This window comes from Streptomyces pseudovenezuelae (assembly GCF_029892565.1).
Lineage (GTDB): Bacteria > Actinomycetota > Actinomycetes > Streptomycetales > Streptomycetaceae > Streptomyces > Streptomyces pseudovenezuelae_A.
In genome coordinates, this window is record NZ_JARXVH010000012.1 from 195,390 (window position 1) to 218,672 (window position 23,283).

Consider the following 23,283-nt stretch of genomic DNA (forward strand, 5'->3'; position numbering starts at 1 on the left):
CCGGGTGGGGCGGAGAGCGGAGCCGCAGGGGTTACCTGCTCGGGGCCCGACTCACAACCGCCATTCGCTTGATCGAGCGAGACGTTCGGCTCCTACAAAGTTAAGTGAGGAGAGCCGGTCTGTCTCCACAATTACTCGGACTTCCTACTATCTGAGACGGCGGATTGGGTCACACCGCACTGACCTGCTACTTCTTACCGGCCCGCAGCTCGCGCACGAGGGCCCGGACAGCGGCCGTCGCCGCCAGTTCGGGAGTGGTCACATAGCCGACGGTCCGGGTCGGCCGCTCCGCCCCCAGATCGGTGACCTCGACCGAGGACGGCGCCGCGGTGAGCGAGAGCCTGGGCATGATGGCCATCCCGAACCCGCTGCCCACCATCGAGAGAACCGCGCCGTCGTCCTCCGCGCGCACGCTCGCGGCCGGGATCCAGTCCTGCGCGGCCCACCACGCGCGCGTGTAGGAGGAGCAGTTCTCGGCCCAGTCGACCAACGGCAGCGAGCGCGGCGCCGGATGACCGGCCGGGTGCACCAGCGCGTACGGCTCCTCCAGGAGTACGTCGCCGACCAGCTCCGGCGGGATCGGCGAGCCGGTGCCGATGGTCGCGATACCGAGGTCGGCGCGCCCCTGGGCCACCTCACCGGCGGTGCCGGGCCCGATCTCGCGGACCACGTGCACGGTCGGCTCGATCGCCGGGTGGGCGGCGGTGAGCCGTTCCAGCACGGGCGGCAGGAGATGCAGGGCCGCGCTCCGGAAGGCGGCGATACGCAGCGGCCCGCCGACGGCGCCCGTCCCCGGGCCCCTGGTCTCGGTGACCATCACCTCCAGCATCCGCAGCACACGGCGTGCGTGCGCGACGGCCCGGGCACCGGCGGGCGTGGCCCTGGCCCCGTACCGCCCGCGCTCGAACAGCACGACGCCCAGCTTCCGTTCGATGCCGCGCATCGCGTGCGAGACGGCGGACTGGGTGCTCCCGAGCGGTACCGCGGCGGCCGAGAAGCCACCCGCGTCGGCCACCGCGACCAGGGTCCTGAGCTCCTGCGGCGCGAGATCGACCGTGCCGTCCATCCGGGCCACCACCTGCCGCTATGAGGGCGGTTCATGGATCCGCCCGTTCCATGAACCCAACCCTCTGCCCGCGTCGGCCATTCCTCCCTACGGTCGCCCTCATGACCGCGCTCACCGTGCACCAGACCGCCCGCCCGACCGGCTTCCCGGCCCCCGGCCACTTCCGCTTCACGGAGTCCCCCGTCCCCTCCCCCGCGCCCGGAACTGCCCTGGTCGAGAACCTCTACTGGTCCGTCGACCCCTACCACCGCGAAATGATGGACGGGGACTTCGAGTTGAACGCCCCGCTGGAGGGCCGCGCACTGGGCCGGATCGTCGCCTCGCGCGAACCGTCCCTGCCCGAGGGCGAGATCGTCTTCCACCGCAAGGGCTGGCGGACGCACTCGGTGGTGACCCCGGCCGAGGTGAGACGCCTGCCCCTGTACGAGGGCGTGCCCCTCTCCGCGTACTTGAGCGTCCTCGGCGGCACGGGCCTGACGGCGTACGTCGGTCTCACCCGGATCGCCCGACTCCGCGAGGGGGACGACGTGTTCGTCTCCGCGGCGGCGGGCGGGGTCGGCACGGCGACCGGCCGCTTCGCCCGGCTCCTGGGCGCGGGCCGCCTGATCGGCAGCGCGGGCTCGACGCAGAAGGTCAACTACCTGACGGAACAGGTGGGTTACGACGCGGTCTTCGACTACCACACCGCCCCCGTGGCCGAACTCCTCACCAAGGCGGCCCCCGACGGCATGGATCTCTTCGTCGACAACGTCGGCGGCGAGCATCTGGGCGCGGCGATCGGCGCCCTGCGAGAGCACGGACGGGTGGTACGGATCGGCACGGTCGGCCAGTACAACACCCCCGAAGCACCCCCGGTCGTCTTCAACCACGCCGACGTCGTGGAGAAGAGCCTGCGCGTCGAGGGCTTCCTGGTGCGCAACCACCTCGACGCACAGCAGGAGTTGTACGACTTCGCCGTACCGCACCTGCTCAGCGGGGCGCTCGCCCTGGACGAGACGGTGGTGGACGGCTTCGAGCGGATCGTGGAGGCGTTCCTGCTGATGCTGCGGGGCGGGAACACGGGGAAGATCCTGGTGCGGGCGACTTCCTGATCCGAGGGGCAGCGGGCATGCGTCGGGGGCCGGGCAAGTACCCGGCCCCCGCTGTCACCTGACAGACCGTCAGCCCATGTGCGGGTACCCGTAGTCGGTCGGTGCGACCAGGGTCTCCTTGATGGCGCGGGTCAGGGTCCAGCGCATCAGGTTCTGGGGGGCGCCGGCCTTGTCGTTGGTGCCGGAGGCGCGGCCGCCGCCGAAGGGCTGCTGGCCGACGACGGCGCCGGTGGACTTGTCGTTGATGTAGAAGTTGCCGGCCGCGTAGCGGAGCCGCTCCATCGTGTACGCCGCCGCAGCGCGGTCGTTGGAGATGACCGAGCCGGTGAGGGCGTAGTCCGACACCGACTCCATCTGGGTCAGCATCTCGTCGTAGGCGTCGTCCTCGTAGACGTGCACGGCGAGGAACGGGCCGAAGTACTCGGTGCGGAAGACCTCGTTGTCGGGGTCGCCGCACTCGACGACGGTCGGGCGGACGAAGTAGCCGACCGAGTCGTCGTAGGAGCCGCCCGCGACGATCGTGCAGGTCGGGTCGGACTTGGCGCGGTCGATGGCGGCCTTGTTCTTGGCGAAGGACCGCTCGTCGATGACCGCGCCGACGAAGTTCGACAGGTCGGTGACGTCACCCATGGTCAGGTAGTCGACCTCGGCCGCGAACTCCTCCTTGAAACCGGAGTTCCAGATGGAGGCCGGGATGTACGCGCGCGAGGTGGCGCTGCACTTCTGGCCCTGGTACTCGAAGGCGCCACGGGTCAGCGCCGTCTTCAGGACCGCCTTGTCCGCGCTCGGGTGGGCGACGAGGAAGTCCTTGCCGCCGGTCTCGCCGACCAGACGCGGGTAGGAGCGGTACTTCTCGATGTTGTTGCCGACCGTCTTCCACAGGTACTGGAAGGTCTTGGTCGAGCCGGTGAAGTGGATGCCGGCCAGGTCCCGGTGCTCCAGGGCGACCTTGGAGACCTCGATGCCGTCGCCGGTGACGAGGTTGATGACGCCCTTGGGCAGCCCGGCCTCCTCCAGCAACCGCAGGAGCAGCACGGCCGCGTGGGTCTGCGTCGGGCTCGGCTTCCAGACGACGACGTTGCCCATGAGGGCGGGCGCGGTCGGCAGGTTGCCCGCGATCGCCGTGAAGTTGAACGGCGTGATCGCGTAGACGAAGCCTTCGAGCGGGCGGTGGTCGAGCCGGTTCCACACGCCCGGGGAGTTCGCCGGGGGCTGCTCGGCGAGCAGGTCACGGGCATACTTGACGTTGAAGCGCCAGAAGTCGACCAGTTCGCAGGGGCAGTCGATCTCGGCCTGCTGGGCGGTCTTGGACTGGCCGAGCATGGTGGAGGCCGCGAGGGTCTCGCGCCAGGGTCCGGAGAGGAGTTCGGCGGCGCGCAGGATGATCGCGGCGCGGTCGTCGAAGGCCATCGCGCGCCAGGCGGGCGCGGCGGCGAGGGCCGCGTCGATCGCGTCCTGGGCGTCGGCCTGGGTGGCGTTGGCGTACGTACCGATGCGGGCCTTGTGGTTGTGCGGCTGGACGACGTCGACACGCTCGCCGCCGCCCATCCGCCGCTCGCCGCCGATGGTCATCGGCAGGTCGATCGGGTTCTCGGCCAGCTCCTTGAGCTTGACCTCCAGACGGGCACGCTCGGGCGAGCCGGGGGCGTAGCCGTGCACCGGCTCGTTGACGGGGGTGGGGACCTGGGTCACAGCGTCCATGAGATCCGTAACTCCTTGTACGTGAGCGGGTGTTCGGTCAGCCCTTGGTGAGGGTGGATCGTGCGAAGAAGAGGAGGTTGGCCGGCTTCTCGGCGAGCCGCCGCATGAAGTAGCCGTACCAGTCGGTGCCGTACGCGGTGTAGACGCGCATGCGGTGACCCTCGGCGGCGAGGCGCAGGTGCTCGTCGCTCCTGATGCCGTACAGCATCTGGAACTCGTACTCGTCGAGCTTGCGCCCGGCGCGCCGGGCAAGTTCCTGGGCGATGGAGATCAGCCGCGGGTCGTGGGACCCGATCATCGGGTACCCGTCGCCCTCCATCAGAGTCCTCAGGATGCGGACGTACGCCTTGTCGATCTCGTGCTTCTGCTGGTAGGCGACCTCGGCGGGCTCCTTGTACGCGCCCTTCACGAGCCGCACGCGGCTGCCGGCCTCGGCCAGGCGGCGGGCGTCGGTCTCGGTGCGGAAGAGGTAGGCCTGGATGACGCAGCCGGTCTGCGGGAAGTCCTTCCGCAGTTCCTCGTGGATCGCGAACATCGAGTCGAGGGTGGTGTGGTCCTCGGCGTCGAGCGTGACGGTCGTACCGATGGCGGCGGCGGCCTCGACGACGGGCCGTACGTTCGCGAGGGCGAGCTCGTGACCGCCGTCCAGCGCCTGCCCGAACATGGACAGCTTGATCGACATCTCGGCCCGGGTGCCCAGCTCCAGCGCCGCCAGCCGGTCGACGAGCTGGAGGTACGCGTCCCGGGCGGCGGCGGCCTGCTCGGGGGTGGTGATGTCCTCGCCGACGACGTCCATCGTCAGCTCCAGGCCCCTGGCGGTGAGGTCCTGGATGATCGGCACGATCTCGTCCACGGTCTCACCGGGGATGAAGCGGTCGACGACCTGCTTGGTCACCGGCGCCGCCGAGATCAGCCGACGCATCTGATCGCTGCGCGAGGCGGCGAGAATCACGGGACCCAGCACGGGGCACCTCCACAACGGAACAGGCGGGACGAACAGACGGAGAACCACCGTGAAACCTAGGGATGTCTCCGATCGTCGACCATCGACAGCTGTCACGCATCCGTGCCGCAGATCTCAGACAGATGTATGAAGGCACGGCGGGAATGCGGGAGAATGCATAGGTGACATCCGATTCCACCGGCGACTACCAGGAGCTGGTCGACGAGATCTCGGAACTCCTCGGCGCCCCGGCGACCCTGGAGAACCGCGACTTCGAGCTGATCGCCTTCGGTGCCTACGACAGTGAGGGCGACCTCGACGCGTCCGCGCTGGACCCCGTGCGCACCCGCTCGATCCTGACCCGGCGCTCCACGGCCACGGTCCGGACCTGGTTCGAGGGCTTCGGCATCACCCGCGCCACCGGCCCGGTCCGCATCCCGCGCACCCCCGAGGCGGGTGTCTATCGCGGGCGGATCTGCCTCCCCGTCCGCCATCGGGGTGTCGTCCTCGGCTACGTCTGGCTCCTGGAGGACGATCCCGGCCCCACCGAGGACCAGCTGACGGCGGCCATGCGGGTGAGCGGCCGGATCGGCGCCCTGCTCGCCGACGAGGCACAGCACGGGGCAGACCTGACCCGGGAGCTGCGGGCCGTACTGACCGCGGATCGGGGCTGGCAGCGGGACATGGCGGTGGCCGAACTGCGCACGGCCCTCGGCGCCCGCGCGAACGGCCCCCACACGGTGGTCTGCGTCGCCCCCTGGCCCTCCCCGGACCCCTCGGACGCCCCGTCGGTCCGCACGATCCCGGGCGCGACGGCCCTCTGCACGGTCCCTTGGGGGACGACGGCCCATTCCCTGGCCCTCCTGGTCCGCCTGCGCTCGCCGGACACGCTGACGCCGGCCACTTCGGCGGCGGCTCGGCTGTTGGACCAAGAGCCGGGGTCGGGTACAAGCGCCGGCGAGGTCACCGGGACGGCCGCCGCCGGAATCGCCGCCGGCCGGGTCGGGATCGCCGAGTTGGGGGCGGCCTGGCAGGAGGCCTCGGCGGCGGCGCGGGCCGCGCTGGCGGAGCCCAGGCTCGGGCCGGTCGCCGAGTGGGCGCACATCGGCCCGTTCCGCCTGCTGACCTCGCTCCCCCCGGACTCCGCCCATGACCCGGCGGTCGCTCCCCTCCTCGCCCCCGCCCACCGCGAACTGGCCCGCACGGCGGAGGTCTACCTCGACTGCGCGGGCCAGGCCGGCCGCACCGCCGCGGAACTCGGCATCCACCGCCAGACCCTCTACTACCGCCTGTCCCGCGTGGAACAACTCACGGGCCTGGACCTCGACGACGGGGAGGACCGGCTGCTGCTGCACATGGGGTTGAAGGGGGCGCGGCTGTAGGCGTGTTCAAGGCTCAAGGCTCTGTCACATATACGCCTGGACATGGAACAGCGCGTTTCCGAAGTTCCCTTCGGCCAGGTCCCGGGGGTGGATCAGCCAGGACGCGGCGCAACTGAGCGGAGTGTCCACGAACGTGTAGTCCGCGTGCGCCAGCAGGATGAGCGCTTCGTCATCGGCGGCGGGCCAGGGAGCCGGGTCGCCATGGATGACGGACGCGTATCCGCCCAGGGTGAGTTCGCCGTTCAGGGTCTCGTCGACGTGGTCCCGCAGGTACGGGTGGATGAGACGCACGGTTTCCTGGTCGGCGACCTCGTTGTTGGAATCCGGCATGAACCAGTCGAGCCGGCCTCGCAGGGGGTACGCCTCGCACGTGTAGGACGCGTTCTCCTCGGAGGGAACGCACTCCGTCGTCACCGTCCCGGCCGGGACGTACACCACCCCGCCCTCCTTCGTGGGCCCGGGGACGTGACTCGGCTCGCTGTTGTTGGCGAAGAACAACAGACGCCCGTCCTTCGGCAGCGGTATGTCCAGCTCACCGACCGGAACCGCCGCACAGTCGACCGACGCGACGAAGCCCGGGAAACCGTCCCATTCGACATCCGGGGGAAGCTCGGGATGGCCCCCATACTGTCCGCCGACAGGCGCATCGGAGTCCTCCATCGCCCGTAACTCGATGCGCGGGCGGGCAAGCCGCAGCGCCCTGCCGAGAAGCTCCTCGGGCACGCCATGCCTGCGAGCCGCCTCGGAGTATTCGTCAAGTGCGTTCATGGCCGACAGTCTTGCTCAAGGGTCTGACACACCCCGCTTGGCGGGGTACGGGTCGCGCCGGATGCCGCGGCTGCCGTCCGTCAAGTCCTCGCCGGCTGAAGCAGATCCGCCGCAGCGGCAATGCCCTCCGCGATCCCACGATCCGTCACATTGCCGAATCCCAGGACCAGTTGGGGTGGATCCGCCACCCCCGAAGCACGGCACGCGCTCATGCCGTACAGGCCGACTCCACGCGCGCGGGCCCCAGTCACGACCCTCTCCTCGTCCGCGTCCGACGCGAGGTGGGCCACCGCGTGGAAGCCTGCCGCGAGGCCCGACAGGCGTACCGCCGGGGCGTGTTGGGCGAGGGCGTCGACCAGGGCGGTGCGGCGGGTCGCGTACAGGGTGCGCATGCGGCGCAGGTGGCGGTCGTAGCGGCCGGACTCGATCAGGCGGGCGAGGGCGAGTTGGTCGAGGGTGGGTGAGCCGCGGTCGGCGATGTGTTTGAGGTCGGTGAGCGCTTCGGTGAGCGCGGGTGGGGAGAGGAGCCAGCCGATGCGTAGCGCGGGGGCCAGGGATTTGCTCACCGTGCCGATGGAGATCACTCGGTCGGCCGCCAGGCCCTGGAGTGTGCCGACCGGCTCCCGGTCGTAGCGGAACTCCGCGTCGTAGTCGTCCTCGATGACGTACGCGTCCCTGCGCGCCGCCCACTCGACCAGCGCGTGCCGGCGTTCCGGTGCCAGCACCACCCCCGTCGGCCACTGGTGTGCCGGCGTCACGATCACCGCGCGGGCGCCGGTCGCGTCCAACTCCCGTACGTCGAGGCCCGATTCATCGACCGGAACCGGGACCGCCACCAACCCCGCCGCGTCCGCCGCCGCCATCGCCGTGTCCGGGCCGCCCGGGTCCTCGTACGCCACGACCCGTACGCCGGCCCGGGCCAGGACGCGCAGGGTCAGGGCGAGGCCCTGTGCGTAGCCGGAGCAGACGAGGGTGTGCGCGGGGTCGGCGGCGGCTCCGCGCACCCGGCGCAGATAACCGGCGACGATCTCGCGCAGGGCCGAACTCCCGCGCGGATCGCCGTAGTCGAGGTCCGAGGTCGGCATGGTCCGGGCCGCTTCCCGGGTCGCCCACAGCCAGTCCGAGACCGGGAAGGAGCCGAGGTCCGGGACGCCGTGGCGGAAGTCGGCGAGGTGGTGGGGGGACGGGGGCTGGGGCGGCGCCTTGGGTGCTTGCTCAACCTGCGCGCACGCTGCCACTCGCGTGGCCGAGCCGACCCGGGTAACGAGGTAGCCCTCGGCCTGGAGTTGGGTGTAGCAGTCCTGGACCAGGCCGCGGGACAGGCCCAGTTCGCGGGCGAGTTCGCGGGAGGAGGGGAGGCGTTCGCCGGACTGCAGTCGGCCCGAGCGGATGGCGTCGCGCAACTGCCGTTCCAACTGCGCGCACAACCGCTCCCCGCCGTCCCGGTCGACGGCCAGGAGCAGCTCGGGCGACAAACCGGCCCACTGTACTGGCATGGAATTGGATCTTACCGGCGATCCGGTCGGTCTCTAACGTCGCTGGTATGACGACTTCGCCGAACACCCCGCCCTCGGCCTCGACGGATGCCCGGCCCCCGGCCGCGTCCCCGAAGACCGTCCGCCCGCCTCTCCTCAGCCGCCCCCTCCTCCTCCGTTTCGTCAGCATGATCGGCGCGAGTCTCAGCTTCTTCCTGCTGCTGTCGGTGGTGCCCGCCTACGCGGCCGAGGCGGGCGGCGGCGGAGCGGCCGGCCTGGCCACCGGCTCCCTGATGGCGGCCACGGTGCTCGGCGAACTGATCACCCCGAGGCTCGTCGCGCGGTACGGATACCGGACCGTCCTGATGGCCGGCCTGTTCCTGCTCGGCGCCCCGGCCCTGGTGCTGACGGTCTCCGGGAACGTGGCGTGGATCGTGGCGGTGTGCCTCGTCCGCGGACTCGGTTTCGCGCTCACGATCGTCGCGGGCGGCGCCCTGACCGCGACGCTGATCCCGGCCGAACGCCGGGGCGAGGGGCTGGCGTTGGTGGGTGTGGTGTCCGGCGTTCCGTCGCTGGTCGCGCTGCCGCTGGGCCTGTGGCTGGCCGGGCACGCGGGGTACGGGACGGTCGCCGTGATCGGCGGAGTCGCGTCACTCGCGGCGATCGTCTCCGTGCTCGGGCTGCCGGACCGGCAGGCGAAGTCGGAGGAGACGGTGGGCGTCCTCCGGGGCCTCCGCACCGGCGCCCTGCTCCGGCCCGTCATCGTCTTCGCGGCCACCGCCACGGCCGCCGGAATCCTGGTCACCTTCCTGCCGCTGGCCGTTCCGTCGGCATCCGCCGGACTCGTAGCGGTGGCCCTGTTCGTGCAGACCGCGGCCTCGACCCTGTTCCGCTGGGTGTCGGGCCGCTTCGGCGACCGGCACGGCAGCGCCCGGCTCGTCCTGCCCGGCCTGCTCCTGTCCGCCGCGGGCCTGCTGATCACCGCCGCGACCGGGAGCGCGCTCGCCGTCGTCGCGGGCGCCGCCGTCTTCGGAGCCGGCTTCGGCCTCGCCCAGAACGCCACCCTGACCCTGATGTACGCCCGCGTCTCCGCCTCCTCCTTCGGCACGGTCAGCGCGCTGTGGAACCTCGCCTACGACGGTGGCATGGGCGTCGGCGCCGCGGGTTTCGGCATCCTCGCGGGCGTCACCGGGTATCCGTGGGCGTTCGCCGTGACGGCGCTGCTGATGCTGGGCGCGCTGGTCCCGGCCCTGCGCGACCGCCGGATCACCGGCACCCCCACCGTCACCGCCGCCGCTACCTCCGTACACCCTCCAGTACCTGGCGCAGACCCTCGGTGAGTCGCTCGGCGTCCGGCGCGGTCTTCGGGTCGAAGGTCCACTGGGCGATGAGGCCCGTGATCAGCGTCATGTAGAAGCCGCCGAGGGAGTCCGCGGTGTCGTCGGAGACGTCCGCCTCGGGCACGGTCGTCATCAGCGCGACCATGGCCCGCCCGCCCCCGCGCTGGGCCCGGGCCAACTGGTCGCGCACCTCGGGCATCTTGTCGCCCATGGTCATGACCTCCATGCCGAGCCGCCACATCGAACCGGGCTCGCTCATGGTGGAGACGACGTTCGTGAACACCGCCCGGAACCGCTCCAGCGAACCGGGCTCGCCCACCGGCTCCTCGCCCTCGGCCCCTTCGAAGCCGTCGCTCGCCCGCTCCACCAGCGCGATGTAGGCCTGCGCGAGCAGGGCGTCCTTCGAGCCGTAGTGGTAGCCGATGGACGCCAGGTTGGTCGCCGACTCCTTCACGATGTCGCGCGCCGTCGTCCGCGCGAACCCCTTCTCCAGCAGGCAGCGCTTGGCGCCTTCGAGCAGATCCTCACGGTGTCCCATGGCCGCCACCCTACCCCCGATCCATACGCTCGTCCCATACGCATGACTTACACATTCGTTCTATACAAACGTTTAAGACGTGTGTACATTCACTGCCATGACGAACTCGAAGAGCACCACCGCGCCCCCGGCCGGCCCCCTCGCCGGTCGCCGTGAATGGACCGCGCTGGGCGTGCTGATGCTCCCGCTGCTGCTGGTCTCGATGGACGTCTCGGTCCTCTACTTCGCCATCCCCTCGATCAGCGCCGACCTGGAGCCCAGCGGCACCCAGCAGTTGTGGATCTTCGACATCTACGCGTTCGTCCTGGCCGGCCTGCTGATGACCATGGGCTCGATCGGCGACCGCATCGGCCGCCGCAGGCTCCTCCTGATCGGCGCCGCCGCCTTCGGCACCGCGTCCCTGATCGCGGCGTACGCGAACAGCGCCGAGACCCTCATCGCGGCGCGCGCAGTGCTCGGCCTCGGTGGCGCGACCCTGATGCCGTCGACCATGGCGCTGATCCGCACGATGTTCACCGACTCCGGGCAGCGCGCGAAGGCGATCGGCCTGTGGTCCGGCGTGATGACGGCCGGGATCGCGCTCGGCTCGGTGCTCAGCGGCGTACTCGTCCAGTACTTCTGGTGGGGCTCGGTCTTCCTGATCAACCTGCCGGCCATGGCCCTGCTGCTGCTCATCGGCCCGTTCCTGCTCCCCGAGTCCAAGGACCCCGACCCGGGCCGCTTCGACTGGCCGAGCGTCCCCCTCTCGATGGCCGCCGTGCTCCCCGTCGTCTACGGCCTCAAGGAGATCCCGTCCGAGGGCTGGCACCTGCGGTACGTCGCTTCGATCGCCGTAGGACTGCTCTTCGCCGCGCTCTTCGTCCACCGCCAGCGCACCGCGGCCTCGCCGATGATCGACCGGGCCCTGTTCCGCGGTCGCGGCTTCGCGCCCTCGGTCGTCCTCAACCTCGTCGCCTCGTTCGCCATGATGGGCTCGGCGTTCTTCACCACGCAGTACCTGCAGTCGGTGCTCGGCAAGAGCGCGATGGAGGCGGCCCTGTGGGCGCTGCTCCCCTCGGTGCCGATCGGCATGGCGGCCCCGCTGGCGACGAGCCTCGTCCAGAAGGGCGTCAACCGCGCCTACGTCGTCACCGCGGGCTTCGCGATCGGCGCCGCCGGCTACGCCCTGCTGGCCCTCGCCGGCACCGACTCCCTCTGGCTCGTCCTGACCGCCTGCGGCATCCTCGCCTCCGGCATCGTCATGGTCATCTCCCAGATCACCGACCTCGCGATGAGCAGCGCCCCGGTGGAGCGGGCGGGCTCGGCGTCCTCGCTGCTGGAGACCGGCGCGGAGTTCGGCGGCGCGCTCGGCATGGCGGTCCTCGGCTCCATCGGTACGGCCATCTACCGCCACGACATCCCGAGTTCGGCCCCGACCGCGGCCCACGAGACCCTGGGCGGCGCACTGGCCATCGCCCAACGACTGCCCGGGCACACGGGAGATGCCCTGGCTTCGGCGGCCCGTGAAGCCTTCACCAACGGGATGCAGGGGGCGTCGACAGCGGGCGCGGTACTGCTGGCGGGGGCGGCGGTGCTGGCGGCGGGGGCACTGCGGAGGATCCACGTCAGCGACAACTGAGGGAAACGACAAACGCCGGACGGGCTGATCAACTCAGCCTGTCCGGCGCTTGCTTGTTCTACGTCAGACCAGTTACGTCAGACCAGGTTCACCGAGCGGGCGAACGTCGCCCCGATCTCGACCTCGACCTCGCCCAACACCCCGGCGGGAACCGTGTCGTCGACCGTCAGGATGGCCAACGCCTCGCCACCCGCGACCGATCGGGAGACCTGCATGCCGGCGATGTTGATGCCGGACTCGCCGAAGATACGACCCACCGTGCCGACGACACCGGGACGGTCCTCGTACCGCAGCACCACCATGTGGTCGGCGAGCGCGAGGTCAACGTCGTACTCGCCGACGGCCACGATCTTCTGGAGGTTCTTCGGGCCGGCCAGCGTGCCGGAGACGGAGACCTCCTCGCCGCTGCCGAGGGTGCCGCGCACCACGACCACATTGCGGTGGTCGCTCGACTCCGAGCTGGTCGTCAGCCGTACCTCGACGCCGCGCTCCTGCGCGAACAGCGGGGCGTTGACGTACGACACCGTCTCGTCGACGACGTCCTCGAACACGCCCTTGAGCGCGGAGAGTTCGAGCACCTTGACGTCATGCTGGGTGATCTCGCCGTAGACCTCGACGTCGAGGCGGACCGCGACCTCGCCGGCGAGCGCGGTGAAGATGCGGCCGAGACGCTCGGCGAGCGGCAGGCCGGGCTTGACGTCCTCGGCGATGACACCGCCCTGCACGTTCACCGCGTCCGGGACCAGTTCACCGGCGAGGGCGAGGCGGACCGAGCGGGCGACGGCGATACCGGCCTTCTCCTGCGCCTCGTCCGTGGAGGCGCCGAGGTGCGGGGTGGCGACGACCTGGTCGAACTCGAAGAGCGGGGAGTCCGTGCAGGGCTCCTTCGCGTACACGTCGAGGCCGGCGCCTGCGACCCGGCCCTCCTTGAGCGCCGAGTACAGCGCCTCCTCGTCGACGATCCCGCCGCGCGCGGCGTTGACGATGCGCACGCTCGGCTTGACCTTGCGCAGCGCCTCGTCGCCGATCAGACCGACCGTCTCGGGGGTCTTGGGCAGGTGGACGGTGATGAAGTCGGAGACCTCGAGCAGCTCGTCCAGGGTCAGCACCTTGACGCCCATCTGCGCGGCCCGCGCGGGCTGCACGTAGGGGTCGTAGGCGACGACCTTCATACCGAAGCCCGACATGCGCTGCGCGACGAGCGCGCCGATGCGGCCGAGGCCGACGACGCCCAGCGTCTTCTCGGCGAGCTCCACACCCGTGTACTTGCTGCGCTTCCACTCGCCGTTCTTCAGAGCGGAGTTGGCCTGCGGGATGTGGCGAGCGGTGGCGAGGAGGAGACCGCAGGCGAGTTCGGCGGCGGTCACGATGTTGGAGGTCGGGGCGTTGACGACCATCACGCCGGCCTTGGTGGCGGCGGAGACGTCCACGTTGTCGAGGCCGACGCCGGCTCGTGCGACGACCTTCAGTTTGTGCGCCGCGGCGACCGCCTCGGCGTCCACCTTGGTGGCGGAGCGGATCAGGATGGCGTCGACGTCGGCGATGGCCGGGAGCAGTTCGGCTCGATCCGCTCCATTGCAGTGCCGGATCTCGAAGTCCGGGCCAAGCGCGTCCACGGTCGCTGGCGACAGCTCTTCAGCGATGAGTACGACAGGTTTCGAGCTCACGTGAGTCCTCACATGTCCATTGCGGACGGCCGTCCCGACGGCCGCTGGCGGTGGAGGGTACTGGCCGCGTTGGAGACGCACGACGCTGTGGGCCTGACGCGTATGTAGTACGGCAGTGTAGTGGCGCGGCGAACGGCGTCTTGCGCCTCTGCGGAAGGATCACCCGTCCGTGGCCGGACGAGGTGGACAAAGGGCCGGAGCGCTCGCTCCGGCCCCTCGGCCCCGAGGCTTACGCCTCTTCGTCGACCCAGCTCATCAGCTTGCGGAGCTGCTTGCCGGTGGTCTCCAGCAGGGACTCGGCGTCCTTCTGCTTGTACTCGTTGTACTTCTTCAGGCCGCCGTGGTACTCGGCCATCCACTCGCGGGCGAAGGTGCCGTCCTGGATCTCGGCGAGGACCTGCTTCATCGTGGCCTTGGTGTCGTCCGTGATGATCCGCGGGCCGGTGACGTAGTCGCCCCACTCGGCGGTCTCGGAGATCGACCAGCGCATCTTCTCCAGGCCGCCCTCGTACATGAGGTCGACGATCAGCTTCAGCTCGTGCAGGCACTCGAAGTACGCGATCTCCGGCTGGTAGCCGGCCTCGGTCAGCGTCTCGAAACCGGCCTTGACCAGCGCGGCCGTACCACCGCAGAGAACGGCCTGCTCACCGAAGAGGTCGGTCTCGGTCTCCTCGGTGAAGGTCGTCTTGATGACGCCGGCGCGGGTGCCGCCGATGCCCTTCGCGTAAGACAGCGCGAGCGCGAAGCCGTTGCCGGTCGCGTCCTGCTCGACGGCCGCGATACACGGGACGCCGCGGCCCTCCTCGTACTGGCGACGGACGAGGTGGCCCGGGCCCTTGGGGGCGACCATGCAGACGTCGACGCCGGCCGGGGGCTTGATGAAGTCGAAGCGGATGTTCAGGCCGTGGCCGAAGAACAGGGCGTCGCCGTCGTTCAGGTTCGGGGCGATGTGCTCCTCGTAGACCTGGGCCTGGATCGGGTCCGGGACGAGGATCATGATGACGTCGGCCCAGGCGGAGGCCTCGGTCGGGTTGAGCACGGTCAGGCCCTGCTCCTCGGCCTTGGCCTTGGACTTGGAGCCCTCGTGCAGGCCGACTCGGACGTCGACACCCGAATCGCGCAGGGACAGCGCGTGGGCGTGGCCCTGGCTGCCGTATCCGATGACCGCGACCTTGCGGCCCTGGATGATGGACAGGTCGGCGTCGGCGTCGTAGAACAGCTCGGCCACTTTGGGTTCTCTCCTTGAGTGCAGGTGTTGCGTCCCACCGTATGACGGCGGTCGGAATCGAAGTCCGGGGGTCTCGCCATGCGGGCGGCCGGGGCCGCCCGCACGCGGCCTTACGCGGAGCGGTCCAGGGCGCGCAGCGAGCGGTCGGTGATCGACCGCGCACCACGGCCGATCGCGATCGTGCCGGACTGGACGAGCTCCTTGATGCCGAACGGCTCCAGCATCTTGAGCATGGCGGACAGCTTCTCGTTGCTGCCGGTGGCCTCGATCGTGACGGCCTCCGGGGAGACGTCGACGGTCTTGGCGCGGAACAGCTGGACGATCTCGACGATCTGCGAGCGCGTCTCGTTGTCGGCGCGCACCTTCACCAGAACGAGTTCGCGCTGAACCGCGGAACCCGGCTCCAGTTCGACGATCTTCAGCACGTTGACGAGCTTGTTGAGCTGCTTGGTGACCTGTTCGAGGGGGAGTTCCTCGATCACGTTCACCACGATGGTGATGCGGGAGATGTCGGGGTGCTCGGTGACACCGACGGCGAGGGAGTCGATGTTGAATCCGCGCCGGGAGAACAGGGCGGTGATCCGGGCGAGGACACCGGGCTTGTTCTCGACGAGGACGGAGAGGGTGTGCTTGCTCATGGGTCTGACTCGGCTCTCTCTCAGTCGTCTTCGTTGTCGCCGAAGTCGGGGCGGACGTCCCGGGCGAACATGACCTCGTCGTTGGAGGTGCCGGCCGCGACCATCGGCCACACCATCGCGTCCTCGTGGACGATGAAGTCGACGACGACCGGGCGGTCGTTGATCGAGTTCGCCTCCTCGATGCACTTGTCGAGGTCGTCCGGGGACTCGCAGCGGATCGCGTAACAGCCCATCGCCTCCGACAACTTGACGAAGTCGGGGACGCGCGTGCCGGCGCTCGGCTGCTTGCCGTCCGCGTCCGGGCCGCTGTGCAGCACGGTGTTGGAGTAACGCTGGTTGTAGAAGAGGGTCTGCCACTGGCGGACCATCCCGAGGGCGCCGTTGTTGATGATGGCGACCTTGATCGGGATGTTGTTCAGGGCGCAGGTGGTGAGTTCCTGATTGGTCATCTGGAAGCAGCCGTCGCCGTCGATCGCCCAGACCGTCTGGTCCGGCGCGCCGGCCTTGGCGCCCATCGCGGCGGGGACCGCGTAGCCCATCGTCCCGGCGCCACCGGAGTTGAGCCAGGTCGCGGGCTTCTCGTACTGGATGTAGTGCGCGGCCCACATCTGGTGCTGGCCGACGCCCGCCGCGAAGATCGTTCCCTGCGGGGCGAGTTGACCGATGCGCTCGATGACCTGCTGCGGCGAGAGCGAGCCGTTGTCGGGCTGCTCGTAGCCGAGCGGGTACGTCTCGCGCCAGCGGTTGAGATCCTTCCACCAGGCGGTGTAGTCGCCGGTGTGGCCGTCGCTGTGCTCCTTCTGGACGGCCTGGACCAGGTCGGCGATGACCTCGCGGGCATCCCCGACGATCGGCACGTCGGCGGCGCGGTTCTTGCCGATCTCCGCGGGGTCGATGTCGGCGTGGACGATCTTGGCGTACGGGGCGAAGCTGTCCAGCTTGCCGGTGACGCGGTCGTCGAAGCGGGCTCCGAGGGCGACGATCAGGTCGGCCTTCTGCAGCGCGGTGACGGCGGTGACCGCACCGTGCATGCCCGGCATTCCCACATGCAGCTCGTGACTGTCGGGGAATGCGCCGAGCGCCATCAGGGTGGTGGTGACGGGCGCTCCGGTGAGTTCTGCGAGGACCTTCAGCTCGGCGGTGGCGTGTGCCTTGAGGACACCGCCGCCGACGTAGAGGACGGGCCGCTTCGCGGCGGTGATCAGCTTGGCGGCCTCGCGGATCTGCTTGGCGTGCGGCTTGGTCACCGGCCGGTAGCCGGGCAGGTCCGTGGTGGGCGGCCAGCTGAAGGTGGTGCGGGCCTGGAGGGCGTCCTTGGCGATGTCGACCAGGACCGGTCCGGGGCGGCCGGTGGAGGCGATGTGGAAGGCCTCCGCGATGGTCCGCGGGATGTCCTCGGCCTTGGTGACCAGGAAGTTGTGCTTGGTGATCGGCATCGTGATGCCGACGATGTCCGCCTCCTGGAAGGCGTCCGTGCCGATCGCCTTGGACGCGACCTGGCCGGTGATCGCCACGAGCGGCACCGAGTCCATGTGCGCGTCCGCGATCGGGGTGACCAGGTTGGTGGCGCCCGGGCCCGAGGTGGCCATGCAGACGCCGACCTTGCCGGTGGCCTGCGCGTAGCCGGTGGCCGCGTGCCCGGCGCCCTGCTCGTGGCGGACCAGGACGTGGCGGACCCTCGTCGAGTCCATCAGCGGGTCGTAGGCGGGAAGGATCGCACCGCCGGGAATGCCGAATACCGTGTCGGCCCCGACCTCCTCGAGAGAGCGGATGAGGGACTGCGCGCCCGTGACGTGCTCGGGGGCGGACTGGTGTCCTCCGGATCGGGGCCGCGGCTGCGGATGGTGGGCCCCGGTGGCCTGCTCGGTCATCGGCATTCTCTTCTCGATGCTGAGGGTTTTTGCGAGGTTTGTGCTGTGTTCAAGCGGTGTGCGACGGGCACTTGTGCAACAAAAAACCCCTCGTGCCGTAAGGCAAGCGAGGGGAGCGCGCCGGGAGTGGGTCGCTGGGAGTTCCGGGTCCGTCCGGAGGTCACCAGCTTCAGCCGACGCGCTTTCCAAGTACGAGAATTCGGGTGCGCATGGCACAGACCCTCCCCCCGGCACGCACCACGTGTCAAGCGGGTGGGACGGGAGTCTCATTATGTGAGCGCAGACCGCTCCCGCCTCCCAGAACGGCGGGCACACCGGCTGTGTACACCCCCGCTCCCCTGTCCATGGCCAGTTCACCCCCAGGGCGCCCGAGGGGCTCTCGAAGGCCGCCCGCGAACGCGGGTTCGGCCGGACCGTGCGGTACCGGATAGTGGCCCGAGCCGAGCGCCCGGCGCAGCCGGTACTCGTCCAGCGGCCCGGAGAACGCCATGCCCTGGCCGTGCGTGCAGCCCATCGCGCGCAGCGCCACGACCTGCTCCGGCAGATCCACGCCGTCGGCCACGGACTGCAGCCCGAGGTCGCCGGCGATCCTGAGCAGCCCGCTGGTGATCTTGTGCAGCCGCGCGGACTCGACGACGCCCTCGACCAGACCGCGGTCGAGCTTGAGCACGTCGACGGGGAGCCTGCGCAGCGCCGTGATGGCCGCGTAGCCGCTGCCGAAGCCGTCCAGGGCGATCCGGACGCCGAGCCTGCGCAGCGCGCCCAGTCTCCGCTCCAGCTCGTCCAGGGACCCGAGCGGGTCGGTGTCCGACAGCTCGATCACCAGGGCACCGGACGGCAGACCGTGCCGGGTCAGCAGGGCCTCTATCGTGCCCAGCGGCATCGACCGGTCCAGCAGGCGCCGGGCGCTCATCCGGACCCCCACGGGCACGGACAGGCCCGTGGCGGTGCGCTCGGCGGCCTGTTCGACGGCCTCCTCCAGGATCCAGCGGCCCAGCTCCTGCGTCCTGTCGCTGTCCTCGGCGACCCGCAGGAACTCCGCGGGGGTGAACAGCACCCCCTGCGAGGACCGCCAGCGCGCCTGGGCGCAGACCGAGGTGATCCGGCCGTCCGCCAGGCACACCACGGGCTGGTGCAGCAGGGTGAACTCGCCGTCGTGCAGGGCGGCACGCAGGCGCGTGGCGAGCTCCGCCTTCCGTACGACGTCCTGCTGCATCTGGGGCGCGTACAGCTCGACGCGGCCCTTGCCGCCCGCCTTGGCGCGGTACATGGCGAGGTCGGCGTTGCGCAGCAACTCGCCCGCGCCGAGGCCCGGTTCGGCGAAGGCGACGCCGATGGAGGCGGCGACCCGGACATCGTTGCCGTCGATGAGATAGGGCTGCGAGAGCGTGACCCTGAGGCGGTCGGCGAGCTCCAGGATGTGGCGCTCTCTGGCGGTGCGGTCCCGGGAGCCGTCGCCGACGATCAGGGCCGCGAACTCGTCGCCGCCGAGCCGGGAGGCGGTGTCCCCGTGCCGGACGGCGTCCTGGAGTCTGCGGGCGGCCTGGACGAGCAGCTCGTCCCCGGCCTGGTGGCCGATGGTGTCGTTGACGGCCTTGAAGCCGTCGAGGTCGATGAAGAGGACGGCCGTGCCGCGCAGGGCGGCGCCCCGGTCGGAGACGCGGCGGCCGGACAGCGCCTGCTGGACGCGTTTGGTGAACAGGGCACGGTTGGGCAGGTCGGTGAGCGGGTCGTGTTCGGCGTTGTGCTGCAACTGGGCCTGCAGGCGTACGCGTTCGGTCACGTCCCGGCTGTTGAAGATCAGGCCGCCCTGGTGGCGGTTGACCGTGGACTCGACGTTCAGCCAGCCTCCGTCGCCGGAGCGGAAGCGGCACTCGATGCGGGTGATGGGTTCCTCGGGCGGTCCTGCGGCGAGGAAGCGGCGCACCTCGTGCACCACGCAGCCCAGGTCCTCGGGGTGGATGAGATGCGCCAGTTCGGTGCCCACCAGTTCCTCGGCGGGCCGGCCGTAGACCCCGGCGGCGGCCGGGGAGACGTAGCGGAGGATGCCGTTCGGTGCGGCGATCATGATGACGTCGCTGGAGCCCTGCACCAGGGAGCGGAAGTGGTTCTCCTTCTGCGCCAGTTCCTGGGTGAGGGCGATGTTGTCGAGCAGCATGATGCCCTGGCGCACCACGAGGGCGAGCACGACCGTGCCGCCGGTGAGGAGCACCACGCGGTCGACGCTTCGGCCGTTGAGGACGTTGTACAGAATCCCCAACGTGCAGACGGCGGCGGCGAGATAGGGCGTGAGGGCGGCCAGCGAGCCGGCGATGGGCCGGGCCGCCGGATAGCGGCCGGTCTCGCCGCCCGGTGCGGGGGCGTGGTGCTGGTGCGTGCCGCCGCGCGGTCCGGGGAGGTGTTCGTGCACCACGCGCGTGTACCCGTCGCCGGCCGACCGGTCGCCGTCCGGCAGATGACGTGGCGTGGCCCAGGGGGCGTAGGCGAGCAGCAGGGAGCCGGCGAACCAGCCGGCGTCGAGGAGCTGGCCCGAGCGGTAGTTGTTGTGCAGCAGCGGTGAGGTGAACAGGGCGTCGCACATCACCGTCAGGGCCAGCGCGCCGATCGCGGTGTTCACCGCGGTGCGGTTGACCGACGAGCGCCTGAAGTGCAGCGCGAGCACCATGCTGACCAGGGCGATGTCCAGCAGTGGATACGCGAGCGACAGCGCGGTGTGCGCGACGCTCGGGCCGTCGAACTTGGCGGCCTGGGCGAGCGCGAGGCTCCACGAGAGCGTCAGCAGCGAGCCGCCGATCAGCCAGGCGTCCAGCCCGAGACAGACCCAACCGGCCTTCGTCACCGGCCGCTTGGCGAGCACCAGCAGCCCCACGATGGCGGGCGGTGCGAAGCACAGGAAGAACAGGTCGGCGAAGCTGGGTGTGGGCACCTGACGGCCCAGGACCACCTCGTACCACCCCCAGACTCCGTTGCCCAGTGCCGCCATCGCCGAGGAGAGGGCGAACAGCAGCCAGGCGGGTCGAAAGCGGATACGGCGGCTGCGCGTGTAGATGAAGCAGGACACGGCGGCCGCGCCCGCGGCGGCGCTCAGCCCGAAGTCGCCCATGACCAGCGCGACTTGCTCCGAACCCCAGCCGAGCGCGGAACCGACGGCGTATCCCGCGCAGACCAGGGCCAGGACGAGTTGGTGGACCAGGCTGAGCCCGCCGGCGGCCGGCGGACGAGGCAGCGGCGTCCCGGACGAAGGCTGAGCCCGCAGCGCTCCGTCGAGGGTGGTCGCGGAAGGCCGTGGCGAGCTCACCGGGCCCTCCCGGTCCGCGCCGCTCCCGGGTCCCGCGGGTCCCGGTGCGCTGGATGCGCATGCCTTTTGCGACTGCTGTGCCTGCGGTGGTGATGGCCGTGCCGGCAGCCGTGACTGCCATGGTGACCGCGTCTGCGCGCGGTGGCACGCCAGGGCCGCCGCCGGCGGCCCCGCCGCGTCGGGTCGTTCGTCCATAGGCCGTGCATCGCCCGTCGCCCCCCTCACAGTCTCAATGTCCATCCCCGGCGCCGAACGGTGCACGGCGCAGCCCCTGTCGGGACGATACACCAGTCTCGTCACTCAGGGACATAGTTCCTCTACGCTCCGTAACGACCAACGGAGTTGGCTGCACCCACCGCATCCGGAAGGTTGCGGAGGGTACCGGAATCGGATTACGCGCCCGTTGCGCCGGTCGCGTGGGTCGCGCGCGCGACGCTCAACTCGCAGGAGTCACGCACTGTTTGCGCCTGTCGTAAGGATCACGTTGCGCAGCGGCTCCCGGTTCACGAATCGGGTCAACTGGTCCACGAGCAGGCGTTTGGCACGCGGCAGGAACGCGGACGTGGGACCGCCGACATGGGGGCTGATGAGCAGGCCGGGTGCCCGCCACAGCGGGTGCTCGGCGGGCAGGGGTTCGGGATCGGTGACGTCGAGGGCGGCGGTGATACGGCCGCTCTCCAGCTCGGCGAGCAGCGCCTTGGTGTCGACCACGGGACCGCGGGAGACGTTCACCAGGAGCGCGCCGTCCTTCATGCGCGCGAGGAAGTCGGCGCCGGCCAGGTGACGGGTGCTCTCGGTGAGGGGCGTGATGAGAATGACGACGTCCGCTTCGGGGAGCAGTGCGGGCAGTTCGGTGAGCGGATGCACCGGTCCGCGCTCCGTGGTGCGCGCGGAGCGCGCGACGCGCGCCACCCGCGCGACCTCGAAGGGAGTGAGCCGGTCCTCGATCGCGGAGCCGATCGATCCGTACCCCACGATGAGCACGTTGCGGTCGGCGAGCGCCGGCCGGAACCCGCCGCGCCACTCCCCCCGGTCCATGGCCCGGACGAAGTCGGGCACCCCGCGCAGCGAGGCGAGGATCAGCGTGAGCGCCAGCTCCGCGGTGCTCGCCTCGTGCACCCCACGCGCGTTGCACACGCGCACGCCCGCGGGCAGCTGCTTCAGCCCCGGCTCCAGGGTGTCGATGCCGGCCGACAGCGTCTGCACGACCTGGACGGAGCTCAGCTCGGGCAGCGGACGCAGCGCGACCTCGGCGGACTTCATGTAGGGGACGACGTAGTAGGCGCACGCGGACGGGTCCGCCGGGAAGTCGTCACCGCCGTTCCAGAAGCGGTAGTTCGGGCCCTCGGGAAGGCCCTCGATCTCTTCCGGCGGGATGGGAAGCCACACGTCAGCAGTCATGTCAGGAGGCTATGTCAGGTGCCCGGGAGCGCAGAGGTTAGGTTGGGGGCTCGGCAGAGGGAGGGTCACGAGCAGGTGGAGCGCAGGACGATCGGCGCGGGGGCACTCGCGGTGGGGGCCGTGGGCCTTGGGTGCATGCCGATGAGCTGGGCCTACAGCGGGTCGCGGCAGCGGGGCGACGAGTCGGTCAGAGCGGTGCACCGGGCGCTGGACCTGGGTTCGACCCTGCTGGACACCGCGGACATGTACGGCCCGTTCACCAACGAGCTGCTGCTGGGGCGGGTGTTGAAGGAGCGGCGCGAGGACGCCTTCGTGTCGACGAAGGTCGGCCTGCTCGTCGGCGAGCAGCACATCGTCGCCAACGGCCGCCCCGGGTACGTGAAACGGGCCTGCGACGCGTCGCTGCGCCGTCTGCAGACGGACGTGATCGATCTCTACCAACTGCACCGGTCCGACCCCGAGGTTCCCGTCGAGGAGACGTGGGGCGCGATGGCGGAGCTCGTACAGGCGGGCAAGGTAAGGGCGTTGGGCCTGTGCGCGGTGGGCGCGCGGGCCGGCCGCCGCTCGGGCACCGGGCTGCACGACACCACGCTCGGCCAACTCCGCCGCGTCCAGCAGGTGTTCCCGGTGAGTGTGGTCGAGGCGGAGCTGTCCGTGTGGTCGCCGGAGGCCCTCGACTCGCTGCTGCCGTGGTGCGAGGCGCGCGGGGTCGGCTTCCTGGCGGCGATGCCGCTCGGCAACGGTTTCCTGACCGGCACGCTCACCCCCGGCGAGGGCTTCGAGTCGGACGACGTCCGCGCCCGCCACCCCCGCTTCACCGCCGAGATGATGGCCGCCAACCAGCCGATCGTCGCCGGCCTGCGCCGCATAGCCTCCCGGCACGGCGACACCGTCACCCCGGCCCAGGTGGCCCTGGCCTGGGTCCTGACCCGCGGCCCGCACGTGATCCCGGTCCCGGGCACGAAGCGGGAACGCTGGGCGACGGAGAACGCGACGGCCGCCGCCCTGCGCCTGACCCCCCAGGACCTGACCGAGGTGAAGGAGCTGCCCGCGGTGCAGGGGTCGTGGGAGTGAGGGAGCGCGGCGATGCCGGACCTTGTGGGACCCGGCCTTGGGGGATCTGAACCTGCGGAGCCGCGCCCTGCGGGGATGGGCCCTGCGGAGTCGGGCCCGTCACACCTCGTTCGTGCATCGGCTGCTGAAGATCGGGAACCTGGGGGGCTCGGGCGGTGTAAGACAAGTAGAACCCGCCGCTTCG

Annotated in this window: 17 protein-coding genes; 5 read left to right on the forward strand and 12 right to left on the reverse strand. The window is 70.5% G+C overall.

Annotation, left to right across the window (positions count from 1 at the left end):
- Positions 1 to 187: 187 nt before the first annotated feature.
- Complete coding sequence (locus tag M2283_RS33480) at positions 188 to 1,066, reverse strand: LysR family transcriptional regulator (RefSeq protein ID WP_280880207.1); 879 nt, start codon at positions 1,064 to 1,066, stop codon at positions 188 to 190.
- A gap of 101 nt (positions 1,067 to 1,167) precedes the next feature.
- Here M2283_RS33480 and M2283_RS33485 point away from each other — a divergent pair, with 101 nt between their 5' ends.
- On the forward strand, positions 1,168 to 2,157 hold the full coding sequence (locus M2283_RS33485; RefSeq protein WP_280880208.1) for an NADP-dependent oxidoreductase: 990 nt from the start codon (positions 1,168 to 1,170) through the stop codon (positions 2,155 to 2,157).
- Positions 2,158 to 2,226: 69 nt separating this feature from the next.
- Here the strand turns inward: M2283_RS33485 and pruA are convergent, their stop codons facing one another.
- Together pruA and M2283_RS33495 are read right to left on the reverse strand one after the other, a co-directional pair.
- Positions 2,227 to 3,858: an L-glutamate gamma-semialdehyde dehydrogenase gene (gene pruA / locus M2283_RS33490; protein WP_280880209.1), complete on the reverse strand. Its 1,632-nt coding sequence runs from the start codon at positions 3,856 to 3,858 to the stop codon at positions 2,227 to 2,229.
- A 37-nt stretch (positions 3,859 to 3,895) separates the two neighbouring features.
- The gene (locus M2283_RS33495; protein WP_280880210.1) at positions 3,896 to 4,822 is read right to left on the reverse strand and encodes a proline dehydrogenase family protein; all 927 of its coding nucleotides are present in this window, start codon (positions 4,820 to 4,822) and stop codon (positions 3,896 to 3,898) included.
- A gap of 161 nt (positions 4,823 to 4,983) precedes the next feature.
- On the opposite strand from M2283_RS33495, the gene M2283_RS33500 reads away from it, so the two are divergent.
- On the forward strand, positions 4,984 to 6,183 hold the full coding sequence (locus M2283_RS33500) for a PucR family transcriptional regulator (RefSeq protein WP_280880211.1): 1,200 nt from the start codon (positions 4,984 to 4,986) through the stop codon (positions 6,181 to 6,183).
- A 24-nt stretch (positions 6,184 to 6,207) separates the two neighbouring features.
- Here M2283_RS33500 and M2283_RS33505 read toward each other — a convergent pair whose 3' ends face one another.
- Complete coding sequence (locus tag M2283_RS33505; protein ID WP_280880212.1) at positions 6,208 to 6,951, reverse strand: DUF1963 domain-containing protein; 744 nt, start codon at positions 6,949 to 6,951, stop codon at positions 6,208 to 6,210.
- A gap of 80 nt (positions 6,952 to 7,031) precedes the next feature.
- Complete coding sequence (locus M2283_RS33510) at positions 7,032 to 8,447, reverse strand: PLP-dependent aminotransferase family protein (protein WP_280880213.1); 1,416 nt, start codon at positions 8,445 to 8,447, stop codon at positions 7,032 to 7,034.
- 47 nt (positions 8,448 to 8,494) lie between these two features.
- On the opposite strand from M2283_RS33510, the gene M2283_RS33515 reads away from it, so the two are divergent.
- Positions 8,495 to 9,766 carry an MFS transporter gene (locus tag M2283_RS33515; protein ID WP_280880214.1) on the forward strand — a complete coding sequence of 424 codons (1,272 nt, stop codon included), beginning with the start codon at positions 8,495 to 8,497 and terminating at the stop codon, positions 9,764 to 9,766.
- On the opposite strand, the gene M2283_RS33520 is transcribed toward M2283_RS33515, so the two are convergent.
- Positions 9,723 to 10,304, reverse strand: a complete 582-nt coding sequence (locus M2283_RS33520) for a TetR/AcrR family transcriptional regulator (protein WP_280880215.1) — start codon at positions 10,302 to 10,304, stop codon at positions 9,723 to 9,725. The genes M2283_RS33515 and M2283_RS33520 overlap by 44 nt on opposite strands.
- A 97-nt stretch (positions 10,305 to 10,401) precedes the next feature.
- Here M2283_RS33520 and M2283_RS33525 point away from each other — a divergent pair, with 97 nt between their 5' ends.
- The gene (locus M2283_RS33525; RefSeq protein ID WP_280880216.1) at positions 10,402 to 11,922 is read left to right on the forward strand and encodes an MFS transporter; all 1,521 of its coding nucleotides are present in this window, start codon (positions 10,402 to 10,404) and stop codon (positions 11,920 to 11,922) included.
- Between the two features lie 77 nt (positions 11,923 to 11,999).
- Here the strand turns inward: M2283_RS33525 and serA are convergent, their stop codons facing one another.
- The 6 genes from serA to M2283_RS33555 all read right to left on the reverse strand — a co-directional run bounded on the left by serA (position 12,000) and on the right by M2283_RS33555 (position 22,025).
- A complete protein-coding gene (gene serA, locus M2283_RS33530) occupies positions 12,000 to 13,589 on the reverse strand; it encodes a phosphoglycerate dehydrogenase (RefSeq protein ID WP_280880217.1) in 1,590 nt (529 codons plus the stop codon).
- A gap of 229 nt (positions 13,590 to 13,818) precedes the next feature.
- Positions 13,819 to 14,817, reverse strand: a complete 999-nt coding sequence (gene ilvC, locus M2283_RS33535) for a ketol-acid reductoisomerase (protein WP_280880218.1) — start codon at positions 14,815 to 14,817, stop codon at positions 13,819 to 13,821.
- A gap of 110 nt (positions 14,818 to 14,927) precedes the next feature.
- Positions 14,928 to 15,455, reverse strand: a complete 528-nt coding sequence (gene ilvN / locus M2283_RS33540) for an acetolactate synthase small subunit (protein WP_123997556.1) — start codon at positions 15,453 to 15,455, stop codon at positions 14,928 to 14,930.
- A gap of 20 nt (positions 15,456 to 15,475) precedes the next feature.
- On the reverse strand, positions 15,476 to 17,332 hold the full coding sequence (locus tag M2283_RS33545; RefSeq protein WP_280880219.1) for an acetolactate synthase large subunit: 1,857 nt from the start codon (positions 17,330 to 17,332) through the stop codon (positions 15,476 to 15,478).
- 238 nt (positions 17,333 to 17,570) lie between these two features.
- The gene (locus tag M2283_RS33550) at positions 17,571 to 20,624 is read right to left on the reverse strand and encodes a putative bifunctional diguanylate cyclase/phosphodiesterase (protein ID WP_280880220.1); all 3,054 of its coding nucleotides are present in this window, start codon (positions 20,622 to 20,624) and stop codon (positions 17,571 to 17,573) included.
- Between the two features lie 450 nt (positions 20,625 to 21,074).
- Positions 21,075 to 22,025 carry a 2-hydroxyacid dehydrogenase gene (locus M2283_RS33555; RefSeq protein WP_280880221.1) on the reverse strand — a complete coding sequence of 317 codons (951 nt, stop codon included), beginning with the start codon at positions 22,023 to 22,025 and terminating at the stop codon, positions 21,075 to 21,077.
- A 75-nt stretch (positions 22,026 to 22,100) separates the two neighbouring features.
- Between M2283_RS33555 and M2283_RS33560 the strand changes: the two genes are divergently transcribed.
- On the forward strand, positions 22,101 to 23,099 hold the full coding sequence (locus tag M2283_RS33560) for an aldo/keto reductase (RefSeq protein ID WP_280880222.1): 999 nt from the start codon (positions 22,101 to 22,103) through the stop codon (positions 23,097 to 23,099).
- The last annotated feature ends 184 nt before the right edge of the window (positions 23,100 to 23,283 follow it).